10 protein-coding genes and 1 pseudogene are annotated in these 26,199 nt (G+C 68.6%); 8 read left to right on the top strand and 3 right to left on the bottom strand.

All coding sequences use genetic code 11. The features are described 5' to 3' along the window. The first annotated feature begins 530 nt into the window (after positions 1 to 530). The gene (locus ACUDP5_RS13530) at positions 531 to 13,448 is read left to right on the top strand and encodes an autotransporter-associated beta strand repeat-containing protein (protein ID WP_445658974.1); all 12,918 of its coding nucleotides are present in this window, start codon (positions 531 to 533) and stop codon (positions 13,446 to 13,448) included. A gap of 79 nt (positions 13,449 to 13,527) precedes the next feature. Here the strand turns inward: ACUDP5_RS13530 and ACUDP5_RS13525 are convergent. Next, positions 13,528 to 14,448, bottom strand: a pseudogene (locus tag ACUDP5_RS13525) (SphA family protein). A 335-nt stretch (positions 14,449 to 14,783) separates the two neighbouring features. After that, complete coding sequence (locus ACUDP5_RS13520; RefSeq protein WP_445658973.1) at positions 14,784 to 16,364, bottom strand: TerC family protein; 1,581 nt, start codon at positions 16,362 to 16,364, stop codon at positions 14,784 to 14,786. 580 nt (positions 16,365 to 16,944) lie between these two features. On the opposite strand from ACUDP5_RS13520, the gene ACUDP5_RS13515 reads away from it, so the two are divergent. From ACUDP5_RS13515 to ACUDP5_RS13485, 7 genes are all read left to right on the top strand, one after another. Further along, complete coding sequence (locus tag ACUDP5_RS13515; protein WP_445658972.1) at positions 16,945 to 17,688, top strand: gluconate 2-dehydrogenase subunit 3 family protein; 744 nt, start codon at positions 16,945 to 16,947, stop codon at positions 17,686 to 17,688. Then, positions 17,681 to 19,453, top strand: a complete 1,773-nt coding sequence (locus tag ACUDP5_RS13510) for a GMC family oxidoreductase (protein ID WP_445658971.1) — start codon at positions 17,681 to 17,683, stop codon at positions 19,451 to 19,453. The genes ACUDP5_RS13515 and ACUDP5_RS13510 overlap by 8 nt, the downstream gene beginning before the upstream one ends. Further along, positions 19,450 to 20,394, top strand: coding sequence for a c-type cytochrome (locus tag ACUDP5_RS13505; RefSeq protein WP_263913395.1), 945 nt, complete (start codon positions 19,450 to 19,452; stop codon positions 20,392 to 20,394). The genes ACUDP5_RS13510 and ACUDP5_RS13505 overlap by 4 nt, the downstream gene beginning before the upstream one ends. Positions 20,395 to 20,804: 410 nt before the next feature. Next, a complete protein-coding gene (locus tag ACUDP5_RS13500) occupies positions 20,805 to 21,203 on the top strand; it encodes a hypothetical protein (protein WP_445658970.1) in 399 nt (132 codons plus the stop codon). Positions 21,204 to 21,392: 189 nt separating this feature from the next. Beyond that, positions 21,393 to 22,106: an MgtC/SapB family protein gene (locus ACUDP5_RS13495; protein WP_263913397.1), complete on the top strand. Its 714-nt coding sequence runs from the start codon at positions 21,393 to 21,395 to the stop codon at positions 22,104 to 22,106. Between the two features lie 91 nt (positions 22,107 to 22,197). Beyond that, positions 22,198 to 22,599: a DUF2946 family protein gene (locus ACUDP5_RS13490; protein ID WP_263913398.1), complete on the top strand. Its 402-nt coding sequence runs from the start codon at positions 22,198 to 22,200 to the stop codon at positions 22,597 to 22,599. Between the two features lie 48 nt (positions 22,600 to 22,647). Further along, positions 22,648 to 24,846 (top strand): TonB-dependent receptor, encoded by a 2,199-nt coding sequence (locus ACUDP5_RS13485; protein ID WP_445658969.1) that lies wholly within the window; start codon positions 22,648 to 22,650, stop codon positions 24,844 to 24,846. A gap of 51 nt (positions 24,847 to 24,897) precedes the next feature. Here the strand turns inward: ACUDP5_RS13485 and ACUDP5_RS13480 are convergent, their stop codons facing one another. Continuing rightward, positions 24,898 to 26,016 carry a DUF748 domain-containing protein gene (locus ACUDP5_RS13480; protein ID WP_445658968.1) on the bottom strand — a complete coding sequence of 373 codons (1,119 nt, stop codon included), beginning with the start codon at positions 26,014 to 26,016 and terminating at the stop codon, positions 24,898 to 24,900. Positions 26,017 to 26,199 lie beyond the last annotated feature (183 nt).

Genomic DNA, 26,199 nt, shown 5'->3' with positions numbered 1-26,199 from the left:
TCGCATATTTAAGGGCTTTTCATTGCCCACCGCCCTACTCGCCAATAATTAATCAGCAAAAATCATTCCTGCTCGCCACAAAATCATTCAAACGATAATTCTTATCATCCCAAAACATCGTTTGAATAGCATTGATGAATTAATTTTTTGTCAATTTTATCAATAGCTTATATATATTTCTTAAAGCAAATTCCACTATAAAATATTTTCCGAACCCCTGTAAAAACACCTCGCACCCATTCCTTTCGCACTGTTGCTTAAAATATATATCTGATAGTAACTTTAGTATCTATTTGAACGTTGCAATGTGAGAGAATTGCTGTCATACGAGAAACTACTAATTACTATTTACGCAAAACTCTTGATGGATATGCCGCCACGTTCCTTTCAAACTGACTCCAGGTTTAAACGGCAGACATAAAAAACATACGGTGCCGTGCGCGCTTCCTGATTTGCAGCAATCGCTTTTTTCCGGCTCCGGATGATCGATGGCCAGGCGGGGAAAAGCTCTTTCTGACTTTGGAGCTGAGATGAACCCTGGCCGCCGGCACGGCAATACCCAAATTCCCCTCAACTACATCTGGCGCGTCCTGATTCTGCTGATGGCGCCCGTGCCCGCAGCGCTGGCCTGCACCACCAGCGGTACATCGATCCTGTGCAATGACGCGGTGACCCTGCTGCCACCGCATACCAACACCGTCAACAGCAACGTCAATGGTGCGTCGGTGCTGGTGACCAGTTCGGGCCAGTCCTCGTCCGCCTTGGTAGGCCCGTCCATCACCCTCACCGGCCGCAACACCAGCCTGACCAACCAGGGCACCGTCGATCCCGGCCTCGGCCTGGGCGCTCTTGTCAGCCTGGGCGCCACCGGCGCAGCGATGGGCAGCCTGACCAACAGCGGCACGGTCTCGGTCACCAACAGCGGCACGCTGCTGGGTACGGGCCTGTCCGTGCTGGGCCTGCCATTGTTGTCCACGCTCAACGGCGCCTCGCTGGTCCTGCAAGGCGATGCGAACGGCAGCATCACCGTCAACAATACCGGCACCATAGGCATCCGCCCCGGCCTGCTGAGCGGCCCGACCGCGATCTACAGCACCCCCGCCATCGCGGCCTACGGCGGCGCCCCCATTTCCGTCACCAATGCCGCCGGCGGCGTCATCAACGGCCGCGTCGGCCTGGGCCGGTCCGCCACCGGCAACACCTTCATCAACGCCGGCACGATCAACGGCGGCGTCAACATGGGGGTGAACAGCACCAACACGTTCACCGCCGTCACGGGGTCCAGCGTCACCAACGGCGGCGCCGTCGACCTGGGCGTGAGCGTCGGGCTGGGCGGCCTGGACGCCAGCATCGCGCTCAACTTCTCGACGCTGGGCGTGGTCGACGGCGGCCAGGGGGGCAACAACACACTGGTGCTGCAAAACCCGGGCGCCAGCGGTACCACCGGCACGGGCACCGCCAGCTCGGCCACCTACATCAACTTCAACAACCTGGTCATCAACAGCGGCACCTGGACCGTCAACGGCGCGCTCGTCAGCGCACAGGCGTCGTTGAACGGCGGCCTGGTCAACATCGACAATGGCGCGGCCTTCGGCTCGGGCACGCTGACCGCCAATGGCGGCGCGCTCAGCACCGCCAGCAGCCTGACCGTGAACAACGCCGTGTCGCTGGGCGCGGGCGGCCTGTCGGTGCAAGGCGCCAACGGCCTGACGCTGGGCGGCACGATCAGCGGCGCCGGTCTTATCGACAAATCCGGCGCCGGCACGCTGACGCTGAACGGCGCAAATGCGCATACCGGCGGCGTGCGGCTGGGCGGCGGTTCGCTGGCCCTGGGCACCAACACGGCGCTTGGCCTGGGCGACCTGGTGGTCTACGGGGCCGCCACGCTGCAGGCCGGCGCGGCCACCAACCTGGCCAACAACATCACGCTGAACGCCAACCTGGCCTTGGGCAACAGCGCTTCGCTGACGCTGGGCGGCGTGCTGTCGGGCGCTGGCACGCTGTCCAAGTCCGGCGCGGGCATCCTGACCCTGAACGGCGCCAATACCCACGCTGCCACGCAGATCAGCGCCGGCGGCCTGATCGTGGGCAACAACAACGCGCTGGGCAATGGCGCGTTGACGGTGAATGGCGCGGCTACGCTGGCCTCGTCCAGCGCCGTGGCGCTGCAGAACGCCATCGTCCTGAACAACGCGCTGACGCTGAACGGCGCCAACGACCTGACCCTGAACGGCACCCTGAGCGGCGCGACCGGCACGCTGGTCAAGAGCGGCGCGGGTGCCTTGACGCTGACCGGCGCCAATACCTTCGGCGGCGGCGCCACGCTCAGCGGCGGCACGGTCAACGTGGGCAGCAATACCGCGCTGGGCACGGGCAACGTGACCGTGAACGGCGCCGTCACCCTGGCCAGCCTGTCGAACAACGTGGCGTTGTCCAACACCTTTGCGCTGAGCAACGCGCTGACGGTGGGCGGCGCCAGCAACCTGACGCTGAACGGCGCGCTGTCGGGCGCGGGCGGCACGCTGGTCAAGACCGGCACGGGCACCCTGACGCTGAACGCCACCAACTCGATGGGCGGCGCCACGCTGAACGGCGGCACGGTGGTCGCAGGGGCCAACAACGCCCTGGGCACCGGCACGGCCACCGTGCAAGGCGCCACCGCGCTGGACGCCGGCGCGACCGTCAGCCTGGCCAACCAGTTCCTGCTGAACAACAGCCTGTCGGTAATGGGCACCCAGGCCCTGACGCTGGCCGGCGCGCTGTCCGGCACCGGCCAACTGATCAAGAACGGCCAGGCCAACCTGACGCTGGCCACGCAGAACACGCACAGCGGCGGCGTACTGCTGAACGCCGGCACCCTGACGCTGGGCAATGCCCAGTCCCTGGGCACGGGCCTGCTGGACGTGCAAGGCGCGGCCACGCTGGCTGCCGGCGCGGGCAACCTCAATGTGGGCAACAACATCCGGCTGGGCGCCGGCCTGGGCGTCACCACCGGAGGACAGGCGCTGACGCTGAGCGGCGCGTTGAGCGGCGCCGGCGGCCTGACGCTGAACGACGGCGGCACCCTGACGCTGTCCGGCAACAACACCCACACGGGCGGCGTCCTGCTAAATGCGGGCGTGCTGGTCGCCGCCAGCGATACCGCGCTGGGCAGCGGCCTGTTCACCGTCGGCGGCAACGCCACGCTGCAAAGCAACGCCAACCGCAACTTCGTCAACAACATTGCCCTGAACGCCAACCTGACGGTGGAGAGCGCCAACAACATCGGCCTGTACGGCGCCATCAATGGCGCAGGCGGGCTGATCAAGAACGGCACCGGCACCCTGACGCTGACCGGCGCCAACAACTTCGGCAGCACCACCATCAACGCGGGCGTGCTGCAGGCCGGCACGGGCAGCCTGGGCGCCAGCGTGCTCAACAACAGCAAGCTGGTGCTGGCCCAGGGCGCCAACGCCACCTACAGCGGCAGCATCAGCGGCACGGGCAGCGTGGACGTGCTCGCCAACAACACCACCCTGCTGCTCAATGGCGCCAACACCTTCACGGGCGGTCTGAACCTGCTGTCCGGCACCGTGGAAACCCAGGGCGGACAGGCCCTGGCCGACAACCTGGCCGTGAACCTGGCGGCCGGCACGACCCTGAAGCTGACCGACAGCGAAACCTTCGGCTCGCTCAGCGGCGCGGGCAACGTGGCGCTGGGCGCCAACGCCACCCTGCAGATGGGGCTGAACAACGCCGATTCGACCTTTGGCGGTGTCCTGGCCGGCGCGGGCAACATCGTCAAGAACGGCACCGGCGCGTTGACGCTCACCGGCGCCAACACCCAGACCGGCGCCTTCAACGTGGGCGGCGGATCGCTGAACGTGAACGGATCGCTGGCCAGTTCGCAGGTCAACGTCGGCGCGGGCGCCACGCTGGCCGGCAGCGGCAGCGTGGCCGGCACGGCCAATATCGCGACCGGCGGCGCGCTGTCGGCCACCACCGGCCAGACCCTGACGCTGGGCGGCCTGGCGATGAACACGGGCTCGCAGTTCAACGTGTCGCTGGGCGCTCCGACCCCACAGGCGCTGGTGCAGGTCACCGGCAACGTCACGCTGGCCGGCGACCTGAACGTCACCGACAAGGGCGGCTTCGGCGTGGGCGTGTATCGCCTGCTGGGCTACACCGGCACGCTGACCAACAACGGCCTGGCGCTGGGCACCCTGCCCCCGGGCACCCTGCCGGCCAACCTGCAGATCCAGACCGCGGTGAACCAGCAGGTCAACCTGATCGTGCAGGCCGGCGGCAACAACGTGCAGTTCTGGAACGGCGCCAAGCTGGCCGCCGACGGCACGCTGGCCGGCGGCAGCGGCACCTGGCAGGCCGGCACCACCAACTGGACCGACCAGACCGGCAACCTGAGCCAGGCCTGGGGCAGCCAGTTCGCCGTGTTCGGCGGCCTGGCGGGCGGCGCGGTCACCGTGTCCGGCGACCAGGCCGTGACCGGAATGCAGTTCTTCACCGACGGCTACACCCTGACCGGCGGCGGCCTGCAACTGGCCAGCGGCACCAACAATTTCCGGGTCGATCCGCTCTTGACCGGCACGGTCAACAGCGACATCAAGGGCGCCGGCCAATTGCAAAAGCGCGACCTGGGCACCCTGGTGCTGGGCGGCGCCAACACCTACACCGGCGGCACGCTGGTGGCCGAAGGCGTGCTGCAGGTCAGCGCCGACAGCAACCTGGGCGCGGCCAACGGCGCGCTGGGCTTTGCCGGCGGCACGCTGCGCGTGACCGGCACGGGCTACACCGGCACCACCCGCGCCATCGACATCGGCGCGGGCGCGGGCTTTGACATCGCGGATGCGGGCAACACGTTCACCCTGAACCAGGCGCTGACCGGCTCCGGCCGCATCACCAAGCTGGGCGCCGGCACGCTGGCGCTGGGCGGCAACAACGGCGCCATCGGCGGCGTCACGCTGGGCGCCGGCACCGTGTCGGTGGGCAGCAACACGGCCCTGGGCACCGGTTCGTTCAACATCAACGGCTCGGGCGCACTGGACAGCACCGCCGCCGTGACGCTGGCCAACGACGTGTTCATCGGCGCCGGCAACACCTTGACGAACCTGGGCACCAACGACCTGACGCTGAACGGCGTGGTGGCCGGTACCACCGGCGCCCTGGCCAAGAGCGGCAACAGCACCCTGACGCTGAACGGCGCCAACAGCTATGCCGGCGGCACCACCCTGTCCGCCGGCGCGATCCGCGTAGGCAGCAATACCGCGCTGGGCACGGGCCTGCTGACGGTGGCCGGCGCCTCCAGCCTGCTGTCCGACAGCACCGTCGCACTGGGCAACGGCATCGCGCTCAATGCCAACCTGACTACCGGCGGCACGGGCAACCTGACGCTGAACAACGCCATCACCGGCGCAGGCACCCTGATCAAGTCGGGCACGGGCACGCTGACGCTGAACGGCATCAATACCCACGCGGCCACGCAACTGGCCAGCGGCACACTACTGCTGGGCAACAACCAGGCGCTGGGCACGGGCAATCTGTCGGTCACCGGCAACGCGGCGCTGGACGGCACCACCGCCGGCCTGTCGCTGGGCAATGCCATCACGCTGGCTTCCGGCGCGAACCTGACGCTTGCGCAAAGCCAGGACGCGACCCTGTCCGGCTTCATCAGCGGCGCAGGCGGCCTGATCGCCGGTGCCGCCGGCCGCACGCTGACGCTGTCCGGCAACAACGCCTACCAGGGCGGCACGCAGCTCATTGGCGGCAGCCTGGTGGTGGGATCGAACACGGCACTGGGCACGGGCAGCCTGATCGTGAACGGCGCCGCCAACCTGTCCGGCACCGCCGGCGGGCCGGCCCTTGCACTGACCAACAACGTCACGCTGAACAACGCCTTGACGGTCAACGGCGCGCGCGACCTGACCCTGTCGGGCGTGGTGGACGGCGCGGGTTCGCTGACCAAGAGCGACACCTCGACCCTGACGCTGAACAGCAGCAACACCTACTCCGGCGGCACCACCCTGACCGCCGGCACCCTGCGGGTCGGCAACAGCGCGGCGCTGGGCACGGGCGATCTGACGGTGAACGGCGCCAGCACGCTGGGGTCGACCCAGGCGCTGGGGCTGAACAACAACGTGGTGCTGAACCAGGGCCTGACGGTTGACCTCACGCAGAACCTGGCGCTGTCCGGCGTCGTCTCCGGCGCGGGCGGCCTGACCACGAGCGGCACGGGCACCCTGACGCTGCTGGGCGCCAACACCTATGGCGGCGGCACCCAGGTCAACGGCGGCAGCCTGGTGCTGGGCACCAGCACGTCACTGGGCAGCGGCGCCCTGACGGTCAATGCGGCCACCTTGCTGGATTCGACGGCGAGCGTGGCCCTGGCCAACAATGTCACCCTGAACGGCGCGCCGCTCACGGTGCAGGGCTCGCAGGACCTGGCGCTGAACGGCACGGTGTCGGGCGGCGGCAGCCTGGTCAAGCAAGGCGCCGCCACGCTGACCCTGGCGGGCAACAACACCTTCGACGGCGGCGTGACGCTGGCGCAAGGCGGGCTGAATGTCGGCTCGAACCTGGCGCTGGGCACCGGCGCCCTGACCGTCGCGGGCGCATCCACCCTGTCCAGCAGCCAGGCCGTGACGCTGGCCAACAACGTCGCGCTGAACAGCGGCAACCTGACCGCCACCGGGTCGAACGACATCACCCTGGGCGGCACCGTGTCCGGCGCCAACGGCCTGGTACAAAGCGGCACCGGCACGCTGACGCTGTCCGGCAACAACAACTACAGCGGCGGCACCACGCTGACCAGCGGCACGCTGGCCGCCAACAGCAACACCGCGCTGGGCACCGGCGCCTTGAACGTCACCGGCGCGGCCAACCTGACCGCCGCCGATGGCGTGACGCTGGCCAACAACGTGACCCTGGCCAACGCCCTGACCGCCACCGGCGCGGGCAACTGGACGCTGGCCGGCAACCTGACGGGCGCGGGCAGCCTGGTCAAGGAAGGATCGGGCACGCTGACGCTGTCCGGCGCCAACGGCTATACCGGCGGCACCCAGCTGAGCGCGGGCGGGCTGACCGGCAATACCGGCAGCCTCCAGGGCAACGTCGCCACCGCGGCCGGCACCACGCTGACATTCAACCAGAATACCAATGGCACCTACGGCGGCAATCTGTCGGGCGCCGGCAACCTGGAAAAGGCCGGCACGGGCACCGTAACGCTGGACGGCGCCAACACGCTGACCGGCGCCATCGGCGTCGCGCAAGGCACGCTGAGGGCCGGCGGCGGCGCGATCAATACGGCCTCGGGCGTGCGCATCGACAGCGGCGCCACCCTGGCGCTGACCAGCGCGGCCTCGATCGCCAGCCTGACCGGCGCCGGCACGCTGCAAAGCGGTTCGGCCCTGACCCTGGGCAACGGCAGCGACAGCGTCTTTGGCGGCGTGCTGGCCGGCACCGGCAGCACCACCAAGGTCGGTACGGGTACGCTGACGCTCGCCGGCGCCAATACACAGAGCGGCGTGTTCGACATCAACGGCGGGCGCGTCAACCTGACCGGCTCGCTGGGCAGCAGCACGGTCAACGTGAACGGCGCAGGCTCAAGCCTGGCCGGCACCGGTACCGCCAGCGGCGATGTCTTCGTCAAGAACGGCGGCAACCTGTATGTCAGTTCCGCCAACACTGGCGGCCTGACGCTGGGTTCGTTGAGCGTGGATGGCGCCTCCAGCATCAACGCCGACCTGGGCGCGCCCTATTCCGGCAGCCTCATCAACGTCAACGGCAACGTGACGCTGAACGGCACCATCAACGTCACGCAATTGCCCGGCTTTGGCGTGGGCGTGTATCGCATCGTCAGCTATCAAGGCACCGGCATGGCCACCGGCCTGACGCTGGCCAATGCCTCGCCCACCTTCAGCCTGCAGACCGGCCTGGCCGGCCAGATCAACGTGCTGAACCAGTCGCAGGCCAATGAAATCCAGCTTTGGAAAGGCGGCGTCGGCACTTGGGATGGCACCACCACGGATTGGAGAAACGCCACCACCCTCGCCCAGGAAGCCTGGGGCGGCCGGTTCGGCGTATTCCAGGACCAGGCGGGCGAGGTGACCGTCTCGGGCAACCAGCAGTTCCAAGGCCTGCAGTTCTCCACCGACGACTACATCGTCAGCGGCGGCACGCTCACGGCGGTCAACGGCAGCGACGGCGTGACTACCCTGCGGGTCGAACCCAATGTCACCGCGACGATCGGCTCGACGCTGGCCGGCGCGGACGTCACCCTTGCCAAGCGCGACGCGGGCACGCTGATCCTGACCGGCGCCAACACCTACAGCGGCACCACCCGCCTGGAAGGCGGCGTGCTGCAGATCAATGACGACACCCAATTGGGCGCCGCCGCCAACGGCGTGGCCTTCGCAGGCGGCACGCTGCGGTATGCCGGCGCGGCCAACGGCAGCACCGGCCGCTCCTGGACGGTGGCCGGCAACGGCGGCATCGAAGTCGCCAACGCGGGGGTGACCTACACCGCCAACGGCGCCATCACCGATGGCGCGACCGCCGGCACGCTGACCAAGACGGGCGCCGGCTCCCTGGCGCTCAACGGCACCAACACCTACACGGGCGGCACCTTGCTTCAGGCCGGCACGATCCAGGTCGGCAGCAACGCCGCCCTGGGCGCGGGCGCCCTGACCGCGTCGGCAGGCACCACGCTGGCCAACGGCACCGCGGTGCCCCTGGCGCTGGCCAACAGCGCCGTGCTGCAAGGCGACCTGACGGTGCAAAGCGGCGCGGCCGGCCTGGCGCTGAACGGCGACGTGTCCGGCGCAGGCGGCTTGGTCAAGACCGGCACGGGCAACCTGACCCTGGCCGGCAACAACACCTACCAGGGCAATACGCAACTGACGGCCGGCCAGCTCACCGTGGGCAGCAACACCGCGCTGGGCACAGGCAACCTGATTGCGTCGGCCGGCACCGCGCTGACCGCCAGCACGCCGGTGCAGCTGCAGAACGGCGTGACGCTGAACGGCGGCCTGACCGTCACCGGCGCCAACGACCTGACGCTGGCCGGCGCCATCGGCGGCGCCGGCGGCCTGACCCAGGCCGGCTCCGGCACCCTGACACTGGCGGCGGCCAACAGCTTCTCCGGCGGCGTGCAACTGAACTCGGGCACCCTGGCCGTAGGCAACAATGCCGCCTTGGGCAGCGGCATGCTGGGTACCGCGGCCGGCACCACCCTGTCCGCGACCAGCCCCGTCACGCTGGGCAACGCCGTGATGCTGACCGCCGGCACCACCACCATCACGGGCAGCGACCTGACGCTCACTGGCACGATCGATGGCGCGGGCGGCCTGGCCAAGACCGGCACGGGCACGCTGACCCTGACGGGCAACAACACCTACGGCGGCGGCACCACGCTTACCAGCGGCACGCTGGCCGTAGGCGGCAACAACGCCTTGTCCACGGGCGCGCTGACGGTCGCCGACGGCACCACCCTGCGTGCGCAGGGCGCGGCGACGTTGACCAACGCGGTGACGCTGAACGGCGGCCTGATGACCGTCAACGGCAGCGACAACCTGACGCTCGCCGGCAGCGTCGGCGGCACGGGCGGGCTGACCAAGACGGGCACGTCCACGCTGACGCTGGGCGCCGCCAACACCTACGGCGGCGGCACCACGCTGGCGGGCGGCACGATCATCGCCGGCAACAATACGGCACTGGGTTTGGGCGACCTGTCCGTCTCGGGCGCGGGCACGCTGCAAGCGAGCGCGCCGGGCATCGCGCTGGCCAACAACGTCGGCCTGGGCGCCGCCCTGACCGTGGCGGGGGCCAACGACCTGACGCTGGCGGGCAACCTGACCGGCGCGGGCAGCCTGGTCAAGGCCGATGGCGGCACCCTCACGCTCAGCGGCCAGAACCAGTACACCGGCGGCACCACGCTGTCTGGCGGCACCCTGGTGGGCAACACCGCCAGCCTGACCGGCAACGTCTCGACCGCCGCCGGCACCAGCCTGGTGTTCAACCAGGGCGCAGGCGACGGCACGTTTGCTGGGTCCATCAGCGGCGGCGGCGCGCTGGTCAAGGACGGCGCCCGCACCATCACGCTGACCGGCACCAACACGTACACCGGCGGCACCACCATCAACGCCGGCACCCTGGCCGGCAACGCCACCAGCCTGCAAGGCAACATCGGCATCAACGGCACCGGCGCCGTGGTCTTCAACCAGACCACCGACGGCACCTACGGCGGCAACATCACCACGGCATCCGGCACCCTGACCAAGGACGGCGGCGCCACCCTGGCGTTGACCGGCACCAACCAGGTCGGCGGCGGCACCACCGTCAACAGCGGCACGCTGCAGGTCGACGGCACGTTGACGGGCGGCAACGTCACCGTCAACGCGGGCGCCTCGCTGGGCGGCTCGGGCTCGGTCTCGGCCGACGTCACGCTGGGCAACGGCGCGCACCTGGTGGCGGGCACGCCCACCAATCCGATCTCGTTCGCGCAGAACCTGACGCTGTCTTCCGGTACGCAGCTGGATTTCACGCTGGGTTCACCCAACTCGGCCACCACCGCGGTGACCGTGGGCCAGACCCTGAACCTGGCCGGCGTCCTCAACCTGACCGACGGCGGCAACCTGGGCACGGGCGTGTACCGCCTGTTCACGGCCAACACCATCAACAACAGCGGCCTGACCTACGGCACCGTGCCCAACGGCTACACCAGCGCCAACCTGACCCTGCAGAACCTGACCAACCAGGTCAACTTGGTGCTGCAGAGCCAGCCCGGCGAAATCCTGTTCTGGAACGGCGCCAAGACCACGCCCGACGGCGTGATCGCGGGCGGCACCGGCACCTGGAACGCCGGCAGCAACAACTGGACGGACGCCAGCGGCAACCTGGCGTCCAACTGGAACGGCAAGTACGCGGCCTTCTCGGGCGCCAGCGGCACGGTCACCCTCGACGGCTCGCAGGCGGTCACCGGCGTGCAGTTCCTGACCAACGGCTACACCCTGCAAGCCGGCGCCGGCGGCCAGCTCAGCATCGCCCAGGCGCAGACGCCGTTCCGGGTCGAGGCCGGCAGCACCGCCACGATCTCGGCGCCCATCACCGGCGCGGGCGGCATCGAGAAAGGCAATGGCGGCACCCTCATCCTGACGGGCGCCAACACCTACACCGGCAACACGTCGATCCGCAGCGGCGTGGTGCAGGTCACGCAGGACAGCCAGCTGGGCAACGGCGGGGCCATCTCGATCAACGGCGGCACGCTGCGCATCGCCGATGCCGGCTACACCACCACCACCCGCGCCATTTCGCTGGACGGCACGGGCGGCGGCATCGACATCGCCGCGGCCGGCCAGACCTTCACGCTGAACCAGTCCATCAACGGCACCGGCGCGCTGGTCAAGCAAGGCGACGGCACCCTGGTGCTGAACGGCGCCAACGCCTATGCCGGCGGCACCGTGGTGGCGGGCGGCACCCTGGAAGGCAACAGCGCCAGCGTGCAAGGCGCGGTCAGCACCTCGGCCGGCACCACGCTGCGCATGAACCAGGGCACCGACGGCGCCATGACCGGCGGCATCAGCGGCGGCGGCCAACTGGTCAAGGACGGCGCCGGCGCGCTGACCCTGACGCAACCGTCGACCTACACCGGCGGCACCCGCGTCAACGCCGGCACGCTGATCGGCGACACCAGCAGCCTGCAAGGCGCCATCACCAACAACGCCACGCTGGTCTTCAACCAGGGCACGGACGGCACCTTCTCCGGCTCGCTCGCCGGCGCCGGCACCATCGTCAAGCAAGGCGGCGGCGCGTTGGGCGTGGGCGGCCCGCAGACTTTCAACGGCACCGTCGCAGTCAATGGCGGCACGCTGCAACTGGGTAGCGCCCAGGCCCCGGCCACGCTGCCGGCCGCCGTGCAGGTCAACAGCGGCGGCACGCTGTCCGGCTACGGCACGATCGCCAGCCTCACCAACGCCGGCACCGTCAACAGCGGCGGCGGCGCGGCGGGCGGCGGCATCAAGGTCAGCAACAACTTCAGCAACGGCGCGGGAGCCACGCTGGCCGTGAACCTGGGCAGCACCGCCGGCCCCAACCTGCACGTCACCGGCACCGCGGCGCTGGACGGCACGCTGCGCGTCACCAACAGCGCGCCGCTGACCGGCAACGACACCTTCACGGTGTTGACGGCCGACCAGGGCCGCCAGGGCACGTTCGCCAGCACCGTGCTGCCGCAACTGGCCTTCGTCGATGCGGCGGTCGGCTACGACCCCAACAACGTCACCGTGACCTTCACACGCAACCAGACCGGCTTCGGCACGGTCGCCCAGTCGCCCAACCAGCGCGCCGTGGCCGGCGCCCTGGGCGGCATCGACACCAACTCGTCGCTGTACGCGTCCATACTCGGCCTGACCGCCGACGAGGCCGCCGCCGCGTTCAAGCAGCTGTCGGGCGACAGCCACGCCTCGCTGGCGTCGGCGCTGATCCGCAGCTCGGAAACCGCACGCACGGTGCCGCTGAACCACCTGCGCGACAGCCTGCAAAGCGAAAGCACGCAGGACGGCCGGCCGTGCGACGAAGCCCTGCGCACCAACGGCGGCTACGCGCAGCGCTTCTCGTGCCAGCGCAACGTCTGGGCCGAAGTCATCGGCAACTGGCAGAGCCAGGACGGCGACGGCAACGCGCCCAGCTACAAGCAGCGCGTGGGCGGTGTGCAGGTCGGCGGCGACATCCGGGTGGGCGACGGCTGGCGCGTCGGCATGGCGCTGGGCTACCAGGACAGCACCATCTGGCAGGACAGCCGCAACGCCCGCGCCAAGGTCGACAGCTACAGCGTGTCGCTGTTCGGCGGCAAGTCGTTCGTGCAGTCCAGCGGCAACGCCTGGAACGTCATGGCCGGCGCCGCCTACAGCTGGCACGACATCGACAACAAGCGCGACCTGACGCTGGCCGGCCAGAACCAGGAGCTCAAGACCAAGTACCGTGCCAACACCACGCAGATCTTCGGTGAACTGGGCTACGCCGTACCGGTGACCCCGCAGGCAACGGTGGAACCCTTCGTCGGCGCCGCCTGGATCAAGCAGCGCATGGGCGGCTTCTCGGAAGACGGCGGCTCGGCCGCGCTGTCGGCCGGCAGCCAGAGCAACGACGTCACCACCGCCACCGTCGGCCTGCGCGGCAAGCTGGACACCGAGATTGCCGGCGCCCCCGCCCGCCTGCGCGCCACCCTGGGCTGGCGCCATGCGATGGGCGACGTGGATCCGGACCGCACCATGGCCTTCAGTTCCGGGCCGTCGTTCACGGTGGCCGGCACGCCGGTCGCGCGCAACGCCGCCGTCACGGAGCTGGGCGCCGACATCGCGGTGTCCAAGAACGCCTCGGTCGGCCTGAGCTACCAGGGCCAATACGGCAACGGCAATCGCGAGAATGCCGGGTTCCTGAACGTGCGGTGGAATTTCTAAGCCATCGGCCGCGCGGTCCCGTGCAGGGGCCGCGCGGCCGTGGCGTTCCAGCGTCAGCGCGCGCGCGTGCCGCCGGGCATCAGAAGATCAACGCCGCCGACGCCATGAAGGTGCTGCTGCTGTCCAGGCGATTGGTGCTGCTGATGGTCGGCACCCAACGCAGGCTCAAGGACAAGGCGCGCTGGTCGGCCAGCTTGCGGTCGTAGGTCAGGATCGGGCCCAGCGCCCAGTCGCGGCCCTTGAAGCCGTTCAGGCGGTCGGCCGTGGGGCCGCTGTCGCTGCCCAGCTGCTGCTGCGTGCCCAGGATCAGGCCCACGGCCAGGCCATTCGAGAATTTCTTGCGGCCCATCACATCCAGCCCGAAGATCGGCGCATTGCGATAATCCGTGGCGCTGTTGCGGGTATAGAACTGCACGCTGGCGACGGTATCGAGTTGAAAGCCCGACTCCGGAAATATCTTCGTGTAGGCCGCCTGCGGAATGAAGGTCCAGTTGTTCAGGCTGGGATTGGCCAGGTTATTGGCATCGTATTTTCCGGTGGGCGCCCAGAAATTGAAGCTCAGCGCCATGTGCGACGTTTCCGAAAAATGGTAGCCCGCGATGATCGGCGAAAAATACAGGTCGAACAGATTCGACGCAGTATCGCTCTAGCCCGTCTTGCGGCCCAAGGGCCCAGTCACCGTCGCATTCACCTTGGTCCATAGATACGGCAACGTGATGCTGGACGCGAAATTCCAGCGCCCCGGCCCCGTACCCCAGGTCTTGAGCAAAGTGGCCAGCGTGAAGGCCACCTTGCCTTCCACGCCCGCCGTTGCCCGCTTGCCCAACGGCACCTCGCGGCTGCCGCCCACCTTGCCGTCCAGGTAGATCTGGGCGAAGTTCACCGCCCAGATCGGCTCCGGCGACACGATACCCGCATTGGGTTGCACGCTGGTGCCGGTGACCTGGCGGCCCAGGGCGCCTTCGGTGGCCTGGGCTGCCCCGCCCCCGGCCAACGCCATCACGGCCCAACAGGCGGCCCATACCCGCGGCCCGCCCGGCCGCACCCTTGAATTGCGCATGTTTTCAGCTCCTGAATGCCCTGCTTTCCGTTACGGGATCACATCATGCAAAGACAAGCGCCGTGCGGTGCTGATCGAGTTCTTCTCTTTGGCCGAATAATCATTATTGAAGCGAGAAACCCCTGGGCAATATTGGCACAGAGTCTTGAACTTACCAATATTGCGATCATTTTTACGTCCCCCGTTGCAGGCCGCAGGGGGCTGACGCAAAGCACAAAAAACAACAGCGGGAATACCGCCAAGGGTATTCCCGCTGTTCACGGCATCGATCGAAATCAGGCGCCGGCTGTGGCCTCGTGCCCCGGCCGGCGGGCATGCACCTGGTCGATGCGCAGGCCGTCGCGGCGCGTGATTTCAAAGCGCCAGCCGCCCCACGCGACCACGTCGCCCGCGTCGGGAATGCGACCTTCCGCCCGCAGCAGACAACCGGCCAGCGTCGCGTCGCCATGGTCATCGGCCAACTCGGGCGCATCCAACAGACGCGCCGCTTCGGCCAGCGCCAGGCGGCCGTCCAGCAGCCATGAACCGTCCGACAGTTGCAAGGCATCGGGCGCTTCCTCGCTGTGTTCGGGCAGGTCGCCCGCCACGGCCTCCAGCACGTCCATCGGCGTCACCAGGCCTTCGCACACGCCATGCTCGTCCACCACGATCAGCATGTGGTCGCGCGAGGCCCGCAGTTCTTCCAGCACCCGCAGCACCGGCGTGGTCTCCATGACGTAGCGCGGTTCGCGCGCCAGTTCCACCAAGTCGATCGGGCCGGGGTTCTGCAGCAGCGGCAAGAGGTCCTTGAAGTGCAGCACGCCCAGCACGTTGGCGGGGTCGCCCGCGCACAGCGGCAGGCGCGAGTGGCCCGAGGCGAACTTGCGCACGATGGCATCGGGCGAATCGGCCACGTCCAGCCAGACCATGTCGCCGCGCGCCACCATGATGGCGCGCACGTCGTGCGAGCCCATTGCCAGCACGCGCTCGATCATCGAGCTTTCCTCGGGGGCAAACGCGGGTTCGTCGCCGGCGCTGTCCACCAGCGCCACCACGTCGTCGGCCTGTTGCGACGGCTGGCCACCGCTGCGGCCGGCGCGCAGCAGGCGCAGCACCGCCTGCGCGGTGCGCTGGCGCCGGCCCAGCGCATGGGCGCCGCGGGCCCGGTTGCGGCGCGCCAGCTGGTTGCACAGCTCGATCAGGATCGAAAAACCGATGGCCGCATACAGATAACCCTTGGGCACGTGAAAGCCCAGGCCTTCGGCCACCAGGCTGAAACCGATCATCAGCAACAGGCCCAGGCACAGGATCACCACCGTCGGGTGGCGCGCCACGAAGCCCATCAGCGGACGGCTGGCCAGCATCATGACGGCCATGGCCACGACCACCGCGATCATCATGATGCTCAGGTCCTGCACCATGCCCACGGCGGTAATGACCGAATCCAGCGAGAACACCGCGTCCAGCACCACGATCTGCAGGATCACCTGCCAGAACACGGCGTGCTGCACCTTCTGGCCGCTGTCATGACCGGCGCTGCCTTCGACGCGCTCATGCAGTTCCATGGTGCCCTTGAACAGCAGGAACAGGCCGCCCAGGATCAGGATCAGGTCGCGCCCCGAGATCTCGGCGCCCAGCACCGTAAAGAGCGGCGCGGTCAGCGTCACTACCCACGCGATGCTGGCCAACAGGCCCAGGCGCATCACCATGGCCAGCGTCAGGCCGATCAAGCGGGCGCGGTTGCGCTGCGCCGGCGGCAGCTTGTCGGCCAGGATGGCAATGAACACCAGGTTGTCGATACCCAGCACGATTTCAAGAATGACCAGCGTCGCCAGGCCAAGCCAGGCAGTCGGGTCGGACATCCAGTCGAAGATCATCAACGTTCCACGAGAATCAGGAAGGAATGGGCGCGCAGGCGCGCGCGTGCTCGAGCCGTCGCCTGGGGCGGACTCGGGCAGGATAGATCCGGGGCTAGCGCCCGTGTCGGACGCGCGGGCGGCGCGCGGCCGCCGATGCGGGGCGTGGGCGCTACCGGGATGACCGGCGCGCGGCCATCGGTGTCGTGGGAAACCGGCCTGGCGTGGCCGGATGCCGGGGTGCGGCAGGAAGATGGGGCTGGGCGCCGCGCGGTGTGGGGCGCCCGACTAGGAGGCTCGTCGGTCATAGATGGCGAAATCGTCGGGGGCTTGCCGGGCAAGCGCGGACCGCGTGTTTCGCCGTGCTCTCATTCTTTCAGGAAGCTGAATATTAGCTGAAATGTGTTGCCGAGAAAAATCCGGGGAGACCCGCACGCGACGCTTGTCGGCGTAGCGGAAACAGTGACACACTCAGTGCACGCACATAAGCTGTCGCGGGATCTCTTTCACTCAGGAGCCGAACGCTCCGGAGGCCGTCGCCTTGCGGACCTGTGTGCCGCACGCCTGCCCCCGCCTGTCGGCTCCGCTGCTGGAGCGATGAATGGACGATCAACCTGTTTCCGGACGGCGCGGCCTGCTCAAGGCCCTGGCCCTGGGCGTACCCGGCGCCGCATGGGCGCCCGCTACCCTGGCCGCTCCCGACCGCCCCGCCGCGCCCGCCGCGGCGGCCCCCGCCCCCAACCGCACGCTGAAATTCCTGAACGCCCAGGAAGCCCTGGCGATGGACGCCATTGCCGCGCGGCTGATTCCGGCAGACGACCTCGGCCCCGGCGCCAAAGAGGCGGGCGTGACGCAATTCCTGGATGGCCAGCTGGCCGGCGCCTGGGGGGCGGGCGACCAGTTCTACCGCCAGGGTCCTTTCGAGAAAGGCACGCCCGAACAGGGCTACCAGCTGTCGTTCACCCCCGCCGAGATGTTCCGGCGCGGCCTGGCGGCGCTGGATGCCGCCACCCGCAAACAGGACGGCAAGCCCTTTGCCGAACTGGACACCGCGCGCCAGGACGCCTGGCTGCACGACATGCAGGCCGGCAAGCCGGACTTTTCGCCGCTGCCGTCCGACGTGTTCTTCCAGGCGCTGCTGGATGCCACCATCGAAGGCTTCTTCTCCGATCCGCTGTACGGCGGCAACGCCGACATGGTGGGCTGGAAGCTGGTGGGCTTTCCCGGCGCCTTCGCGTCGTTTTCCAACGATATCGAACGCCATGGCGTCATCTGGGCCGGCAAGCCCGTGTCCATCGCCAACGCCCAGGGCCACACGATGAAACCGGGAGGTGGACATGGCTAAAACGTTACCCGCAGTGGATGTGGCGATTGTCGGCGGCGGCTGGACCGGCGCCATCATCGGCAAGGAACTGGCCGCCGCCGGCCAGCGCGTGCTGGTGCTGGAACGCGGCCAGGCGCGCTGGCCCTCGCCCGATTTCCAGGGCCCCTATGTGCATGACGAGCTCAAGTACACGCGGCGCCACGAACTGCACCAGAATGCCGCCACCGAAACCTTCACCTTCCGCAACAACACCGACCAGAAGGCGCTGCCGATGCGGCGCTGGCAATTCGCCTATCCGGGCACGCACCTGGGCGGCGCGGGCAACCATTGGTCGGGCGCCTACTACCGCTTCGACCCCACCGATTTCCGCATCCGCAGCCACTACACCGAACGCTACGGCGCGGCCATCTTCGACAAGGAACTGACCTGTCAGGACTGGCCCATCAGCTACGACGAGCTGGAACCGTACTTCGACCGCTACGACTACCTGATCGGCGCCTCCGGCCAGGCCGGCAACCTGAAAGGCCAGAAGCAGGAAGGCGGCAATCCGTTCGAGCCGTGGCGCTCGCGGCCCTACCCCAACCCGCCCATGAAGGTGCCCTACGCCCCTGCGCTGTTCGGCGAGGCCGCGCGCAAGCTGGGCTATCACCCCTACGTGCAGCCGTCCGCGCTCTGTACCCGGCCCTACGTCAATACCGAAGGCCTGCACATGAGCGCCTGCGTGTATTGCGGCTTCTGTTCCAACTTCGGCTGCGAACACTTCGCCAAGGCTTCGCCGCAGGTCTGTATCCTGCCGGTGGCCCTGAAGCTGCCCACCTTCGAACTGCGTACCGGCGCCCACGTGCTGCGCGTGGAACTGACGCCGGACAAGAAGCGCGCCCGCGGCGTGACCTACGTGGACGAGGCCGGCGAGGAAATCTTCCAGCCCGCCGAGATCGTGGTGCTGTGCGCCTTCGGCATCAACAACGTGCGGCTGATGCTGCTGTCGGGCATCGGCCAGCCCTATGACCCTGCCACCGATACCGGCGTGGTCGGCCGCAACTACACCCACCAGACCACCTCGGGCGTGAACCTGTTCTTCGACGAATCGGTGAACATCAACCCCTTCATGGGGGCCGGCGCGGTGGCCGTCACCATGGACGACTTCAGCGCCGACAACTTCGACCACGGCCCGCACGGCTTCGTGGGCGGCGGCTACCTGCAGATCCAGGTGGTCAGCGGCGCGCCCATCGGCTATCACCCCACGCCCAAGGGCACGCCGGGCTGGGGCGCCGAATGGAAAAAAGCGGTCAAGCGCTACTACAACCACTCGGCCAACATCACCATCACCGGCTCGGCCCAGCCGTGGCGCGGCGGCTACCTGAGCCTGGACCCGACCTACAAGGACGCCTGGGGCCTGCCCCTCTTGCGCGTGACCTACGACTTTCCCGACAACGACATCCGCATGTCGGCGTTCCTGACCGAGCGCGGCGACGAGATCGGCCGCGCCATGAAAGGCGTGACGCGCACCGAACCCGGCCCGCGCAAACGGCCATTCTCGGCCACCGCGTACCAGTCCACCCACCTGACCGGCGGCGCGGCCATGGGCAGCGATCCGGCCACCAGCGCCGTCAACCGGTTTGGGCAGTCGTGGGACGTGCCCAACGTGTTCGTCACCGGGGCCGCGCTGTTCCCGCAGAACTCGGGCTACAACCCCACGGGCACGGTAGGCGCCACCGCCTACTGGATCGTCGAGAAAATCAAGGCGGACTACCTGCGTTCGCCGGGGCGGCTGGTGTCATCATGATCGAACATCGCAAAGGCATTCTCATCACCGTCGCGCTGATGGTCGGCCTGCCCGCCATCACCCTCATCGCCACGCTGCACCAGATGTACGGCACCGGCGGCGACGGGCCGATCCGGGCGTCGGCCGTCACCGCGCCGCCAGCGCCCAAGGCTGCGGCGGCGGCCGCGGGCGCCCCGCCTGCGGCGGCCCCAAGTACCCCGCCCGGCGCCGCGGCGCCTGCAGCGGCTGCGCCCGCTGCCGCCGCGCCCGCCGCTGCGGCGCCGGGCACCGCGCCGCCCGCGTCCGCGAATACGGCCGCCAGCGCGCCCGTGCCGGGCCGCAGCGCGCTGGACTTCAGCGCGTCACGCCCTGCGTGGGAAGGCTACCTGCAAGGCGCGGACCCCGCGCCGGGCAAGCAGCTGGCCGAGGCCGGACGGCCCGCCGCCGGCATCCAGGCCTGCGTTGCCTGTCACGGGCAGAACGGCATCACGCCCAGCGGCGGCATCTTCCCCAACCTGGCCGGGCTGACGTCCGAGTACATCGCCAAGCAGTTGGCCGACTTCCGCCAGGGCACCCGCAAGCAGCCGCTGATGAACACCATCGCCCAGGCGCTGACCGAGCAGGAAATCGGCCAATTGGCGGCCTATTACGGCACCCTGGCCGGCCCGCCGCTGCACGTGGGCGAAGCGGGCGGCGAGGCCGCGCGCAAGCTGGACGTGGCCGGCGACGGCGCGCGCGCCCTGCCCGCCTGTGCCAATTGCCACGGCCTGCGCGGCTTGGGCGAAGGGCCGCTGCTGCCTCGGCTGGCGGGCCAGTCCAAGGAGTATTTCACCGACCAGATCACGGCCTTTCGCAACGGCTCGCGCCAGAACGACGACGTGGGCGTGATGCGGGCGTTCGCCCAGCGCCTGACCGACGCCGAGGTCCAGGCCCTGGGCCAGTACTACGCCGGCAAGCCCTGAACGCGCCGCCCCCCCGCCCCCACGAACGGGGGCCGCGGGGCCGCGCGGGGCGACGACGTGCAAGGCCGACGGCATTTTTTTCTTGGTGTTTTCCCTGATGCCTACTTATAATCGCAGCACTTTCAACCACCCCGAGATCATTGTGGACAACGACGGATGTAGTCGATACACGACTGCTCGCGCCGCTTGACGCAGGATTCTTCGCAGCATCATCTGCCTAGTCCTGCGTAAAGCCAGGACGCGGCATTCGGCCCCGGACAGCCAACGTGCGATGCACGCACTGCCCAGGCCGCAGCCCTCCCCCGAATACCCCTTACCGACGCATACCGCGGGCTTTGTTGCGCCCGCGCCGCGCCGGCCAGGCGGCGCCTGCATGTGGACCTTCCACCGTACTCCCCCTGGAGACGATCATGCGCATCAAGAAATTCTTCCCCTTCGTGGATGGGGCCGCCACCCTGCGCGGCGCCGGCCAGGCCGCCGCGCCCGCCGCACCGGCTGCCACCCCCACCTACCAGTTCACCATCGTCAGCCTGGCCGACACCCTGAACGCGCTGCGCAAGCAGCTGTACTACGAGCTGCAGGCACTGGACCTGCGCGTGCTGAACGTGCGCATCTCGCGGGCCGAGGCCGGCCAACTGGCCAGCACCATCGTCACGCTGCAATGCCCGCCGCAGCTGCGCGGCCTGCTCAACGCGGTCGCCCTGCGGCTGGGCCAAAGCCCCGACGTGCGTCGGGTGCACTGGGAAAGCGAGGCCGGCGCCAGCCTGGCCGTGCTGCCGGCCTCAACGACGGAAAGGAGACTGTCATGAAAGACCCGTACAAATGCCTCCTTGTCGCGCGGATGGCGGCGCTGCTGCTGATCTGGCTGCTGGCTTTCGTGCTGACGGCGCTGTCGGTCTGGCAGTTGCCCTGAAGGGCGCCGGCCCGGCCGGCGCCCGTCGGTCGCCCCTCGGCACCGCACATTCGTAAAAAAACACGCTGCATTCGAGAACAACAACATGAAGAACTTCGAAAACATCCAGCTGCTGACGCTGGCCAATACCCTCATCAGCCTGGCCACGGCCTTCGTGCTGGGGTCCATCGTGGGCTTCGAGCGCCAGGTGCGCCAACGCACGGCCGGCCTGCGCACCAACGCCCTGGTGGCCGTGGGCGCGGCCATTTTCGTGGACATGGCGTTTCGCGTCGGCGGGCCCGACGGCGGCGCCCGCGTCATTTCCTACGTCGTGTCGGGCGTGGGTTTCCTGGGCGCGGGCGCCATCATGCGCGAAGGCGGCAGCATCCGCGGCCTGAACACCGCGGCCACGCTGTGGGGCTCGGCCGCCATCGGCGCCTGCGCCGGCGCCTCGCTGATTCTGGAGGCCCTGGCCGCCACCGTGTTCGTGCTGGCCGCCAACACGCTGCTGCGCCCGGTGGTCAGCTACGTCAACCGCCAGCCGGTGGACGCGCAAACCACGGAAGTCACCACCGTGATCCACGTCATTGCCCATGTGGACCAGCGCCAGGCCGCCATGACCGTGCTCGAAGACGTGCTGGAAGCAGAACAGCTGCCCCTGTCCGAACTGAAGATCGACCAGTTCGGCGAAAACGAGGTCGAGATCGAGGCGGCGCTGAGCGAAGCATCGGTCGACGAACTGGACCTGGACCGCGTCACCGCCCGCATCGCCACCGCCCCCGGCGTGCGCACGGCGTTCTGGGCCGCGCGAACGGTGTGATGCCCCGCGCGAGGCGCCTGCGGCCTGCGGCGATGCGCCGCAGGCCGGGCCGCCCCGGCGCTGGCAAAACCTTCTAGAATGGGCGCCGACCATGCGCCGCCCGTTCTCGCCCTTTGCCCGCAACACCGCCACGCTGTGGCTGGTGCTGGCACTGTTCGCGCTCAAGGCCCTGGTGCCGCAGGGCTTCATGCCCGCCACGCAGCAAGGCACGCTGATCCAGCTGTGCTCGGCCGCCGGCACCATCTGGGTCGCCGGGCCCGCCAAGCATCGCGATGCCCCCGACGAGCGGCACGCGGCCCAGGCCGCCGCCTGCCCGATGGGCGCCATGCTGGCGGCGGTGGCGTTGCCGCCCTCGCCCGCGCCGCTGTTGGCCAGCACGGCCGTCATGGCCCATCCGCTGGCCGCGCGTGCGCCGCCGGCCGTAGCCGAAGGATTTCTGCCCGGCCCGCCGCTGGGCGCCCGCGCCCCGCCTCTTTTCCCGGTTATCCGCTGATCACTGCGCCGCACGCCGTGCGGCTTCTTTGGCTTACCGAGAAATTCCATGTCTTTTTCTTCCGCCAGGACGCGCCGCGTCCTGAAACGGCGCGTGGCCGTCTGGACCGCGCTCGCCTTCACGCCCGCGCTGCACGCCCAGACGCTGCCGGTCACGGCCGCGCCGACGGCTGCCCCGTCTTCCACGCCGTCCCAGGCCAGTTCGCGCGGCATCGCGACCCTGCCCGCCATCTCCGTCTCGGCCGACGCGCCCTCCGCCACCTTGCTGGAACAGGCCAGCACCGGCACGCTGCTGGGCCTGACGCCGTTCGACACCCCCGCCAGCATCGACGTCATCAGCAACGAACAGCTGCGCGAACGCGGCGCGGTCAACGTCACCGACGCCATCACCCAGGCGGCCGGCATCAGCGCCATGCGCCATCCGGGCAACGGCGGCTCGTCGCTGTCGTCGCGCGGCTTCACCGATTCGAATTCCGTGGCCCAGCTGTATGACGGCGTGCGGCAATTCGGCGGCGTCGGCCAGACGTTCATCTACGACCCCTGGGCCGTGGACCGCATCGAAGTACTGCGCGGCCCGGCCTCGGTGCTGTATGGCGAGGGCGCGATCGGCGGCGTGGTCAACGTGATTCCCAAGAAGCCCACGCGCGGCCCCATCGAAAACGAGATCCAGACTACCGTCGGCACCCACGACACGCAGCGCCTGGGCTTTGGCAGCGGCGGCGCGCTGGACGACAAATGGTCGTACCGGCTGGACCTCAGCGGCAATCACAGCAATTCGGGCATCAGCCTGGGCGATTCGCGAGATGTCGCGGTGACCGCCGCGCTGCGCCTGGACGTGTCGCCCGACCTGAACTTCACCCTGACCCAGGCCTACGCCTGGCAGGAACCGACGCGCTACTTCGGCACCCCGCTGATCAACGGCGACATCGACTACAGCCTGCGCGGCAAGAACTACAACGTGGCCGACAGCAAGATCATCTACCGCGACAGCCGCACGGAACTGAAGGCCGAATGGACGCCCAACCCCGCCACCCGGGTGCGCAACCGCGTCTATTACATCGGCAGCGACCGCGACTACCGCGACGCCGAAAACTATACCTGGCAGCCGGCCAGCGGCCTGATCCAGCGCAGCGCCTACACCGACATCCGCCACGACCAGGAACAGGTCGGCACCGTCACCGACGCCAGTTTCGACGGCCACCTGTTCGGCCTGGCCAACAAGGTGGCGGTGGGCTTTGAGGTGAACCGGGCCTCGCTCAAGCACACCAACAACTCGCCCTACTCAGGCACGTCGCTGGTGGATCCGTACGACGTGGATCACGGCCGCTTCATCAACGTAGCCGGCACCACGCCGCGCTACCGCAACACGGCCGATCAATACGCGCTGTTCGCCGAAAACCGGTTGATGCTGACCGAACGCTGGTCGGTGCTGGGCGGCCTGCGCTACGACCACATCGACCTGAAGCGGCGCGATCTGGTCGCCGGGCAGACGGCGTTCGACACCGCCTTCAACAACGTCGGCTGGCGCATCGGCACCGTCTACGACGTACTGCCCACGCTGTCGGTCTATGGCCAGTACGCCGAAGCCGCCGACCCCATCGGCAGCCTGTTGCTGCTGTCGCCGGCCAACAGGGATTTCGAGCTGTCCAAGGGCCGCCAGGTGGAAGTGGGCGTCAAGCAGACGTTCTGGGACAACCAGGGTCAATGGACGCTGGCGGCCTACCATATCCGCAAGAACAACCTGGTGACGCGCGACCCCAATGATCCGTCGCTGCGCATCCAGGTAGGCGAGCAATCGTCGCGCGGGCTGGAGGCCACGCTGGGGGTCGCGCTGACCCCGGCCTGGCGGGTGGACCTGAACGCCGCCGTGCTGCGCGCGCGCTACGACGACTTCAGTGAATCCGTCAATGGCGCGGCCGTGTCGCGGGCGGGCAATGTGCCCACCGACGTGCCCGAGCGCGTGGCCAATGCCTGGGTCAGCTGGAAGTTCGCGCCGCAATGGACAGCCAGCGCCGGCGTGCGCTACGTGGGCAAGCGGTACGCGGACGCGGCCAATCGGCTGGAGATGGCGGGCTACACCACCACCAACCTGGCCTTGCAATGGGAGCCGCGCCGCGACCTGACGCTGGCGCTGCGGGCGTTCAATGTGTTTGACCGCCAGTACGCCGAAACCGCCTACTACAACCAGACGCAATGGTTGCTGGGCGAAGGCCGCCGCGTGGAACTGAGCGCGAACTACCGGTTCTGATGCCGCCTGGCAGGCCTGCCCTCGATTCGTGCGTTCGGCCTGCGCGCGGGATCAGCGCTTGTCGGATCCGGGCGAAAGCAGGTCCGAGATCGCGTCGCCGACGTCCTTGACGGCGCCGGCGACGCCGCTGGCCGCGCCTTCGGCCCCCACGCCCAGCACGTGGCCGACCCCACGCGCGATCTGCGCCGCAAACCCGCGCGAAGCCGAGAACTTGGGGTTGTCCAGGCTGCCAGACAGGCTGAATTCCATGCGCAGCGCGCCATTGCGGTCTTGCATGGCAGCCAGCACCGCCTTGCGCGGCAGCGAAAACAGCGACCCGTCGCCGCTGAACTTCAAGCCGCGCAGCGCCACCACGCCCGAGGCCTTCAACTGGCGCTTGACGATGGTGGTCTGCATGTCCAGATCCATCGCGCCGCCCGTCAACGAGCCCGCGCCGTTTTCCGCCAGGTACGGCGCGGCATAGCGGATGTCCATATTGCGCACGGCCACCTTCATGTCGGCGTCGGTGGCGCCGACTTCCAGCGAGCCGGTCGCCGTGACGGTGGCCGCACCGTTGCGGTTGTCCTCGACCGAGCCCTTGAACTCCATGTCGCTGCGCTGGCCATCGGCCGGCAGGACCAGCGGACGCAGGCGCGCCGAGGCGTTGTTGAACGGTATGCGATGCGGCGGCTTCGCAATGGCCGCGTCGAAGAAGTCCAGCCGGCCATCCTGCAGCACGATGTCGTCGATCCGCACGGGATTCTTGCGCCGCGTGGGGTTGTTGCCGCCATCGGCCTCGCGCAGCGCCGCCTGCAGCGCCGGGGCGATCTGCATGTCGCCGTCGGGCGCTCGCACCACCGCAAAATCGAAACCCTCGATCGTGACCTTGCGGAACACGGCCTCGTGCTGCAGGAACGACATCCATTCGGGTTCCGCCACCACGCGCCGCGCACTGGCCGGCGCCGCTTCGCCACTGCCAGGGACCTTCACGTCGGTCAGCACCACCTGCCGCCATCCCACCCGCACATCGCCCACCTGGGTGCGCGAACCCAGCAGGTTGGCCACGCGCAGCTCGACGATGCGCGTGGCCGCCACCGCCAGCACCGCCAGCACGGCAGCCAGCAGCACGACAATGGCCAGGGCCATGCCCAGGGGCGAACGCAGGCGCGGCGTAGCGGAAGGCAAACTCATCGGGGATCCTGTAGGGGTGACCGCAACGCCAGCGCGTCACGGCACGAAATAAAGGGACTTGCCAGCACCTTACCGACCGAGCCCACCCGGCGCAAGGCGTGCGGCGTCACCAGTACGCGGCCATCAACGACGGGCGCGGCGGCGCAGACGGTCGGTCTGCCATGGCGGTGGATACGGCGATGC

Source organism: Achromobacter sp. NCFB-sbj8-Ac1-l, from assembly GCF_052695805.1.
This window is presented reverse-complemented; position numbering and strand designations above follow the sequence as displayed.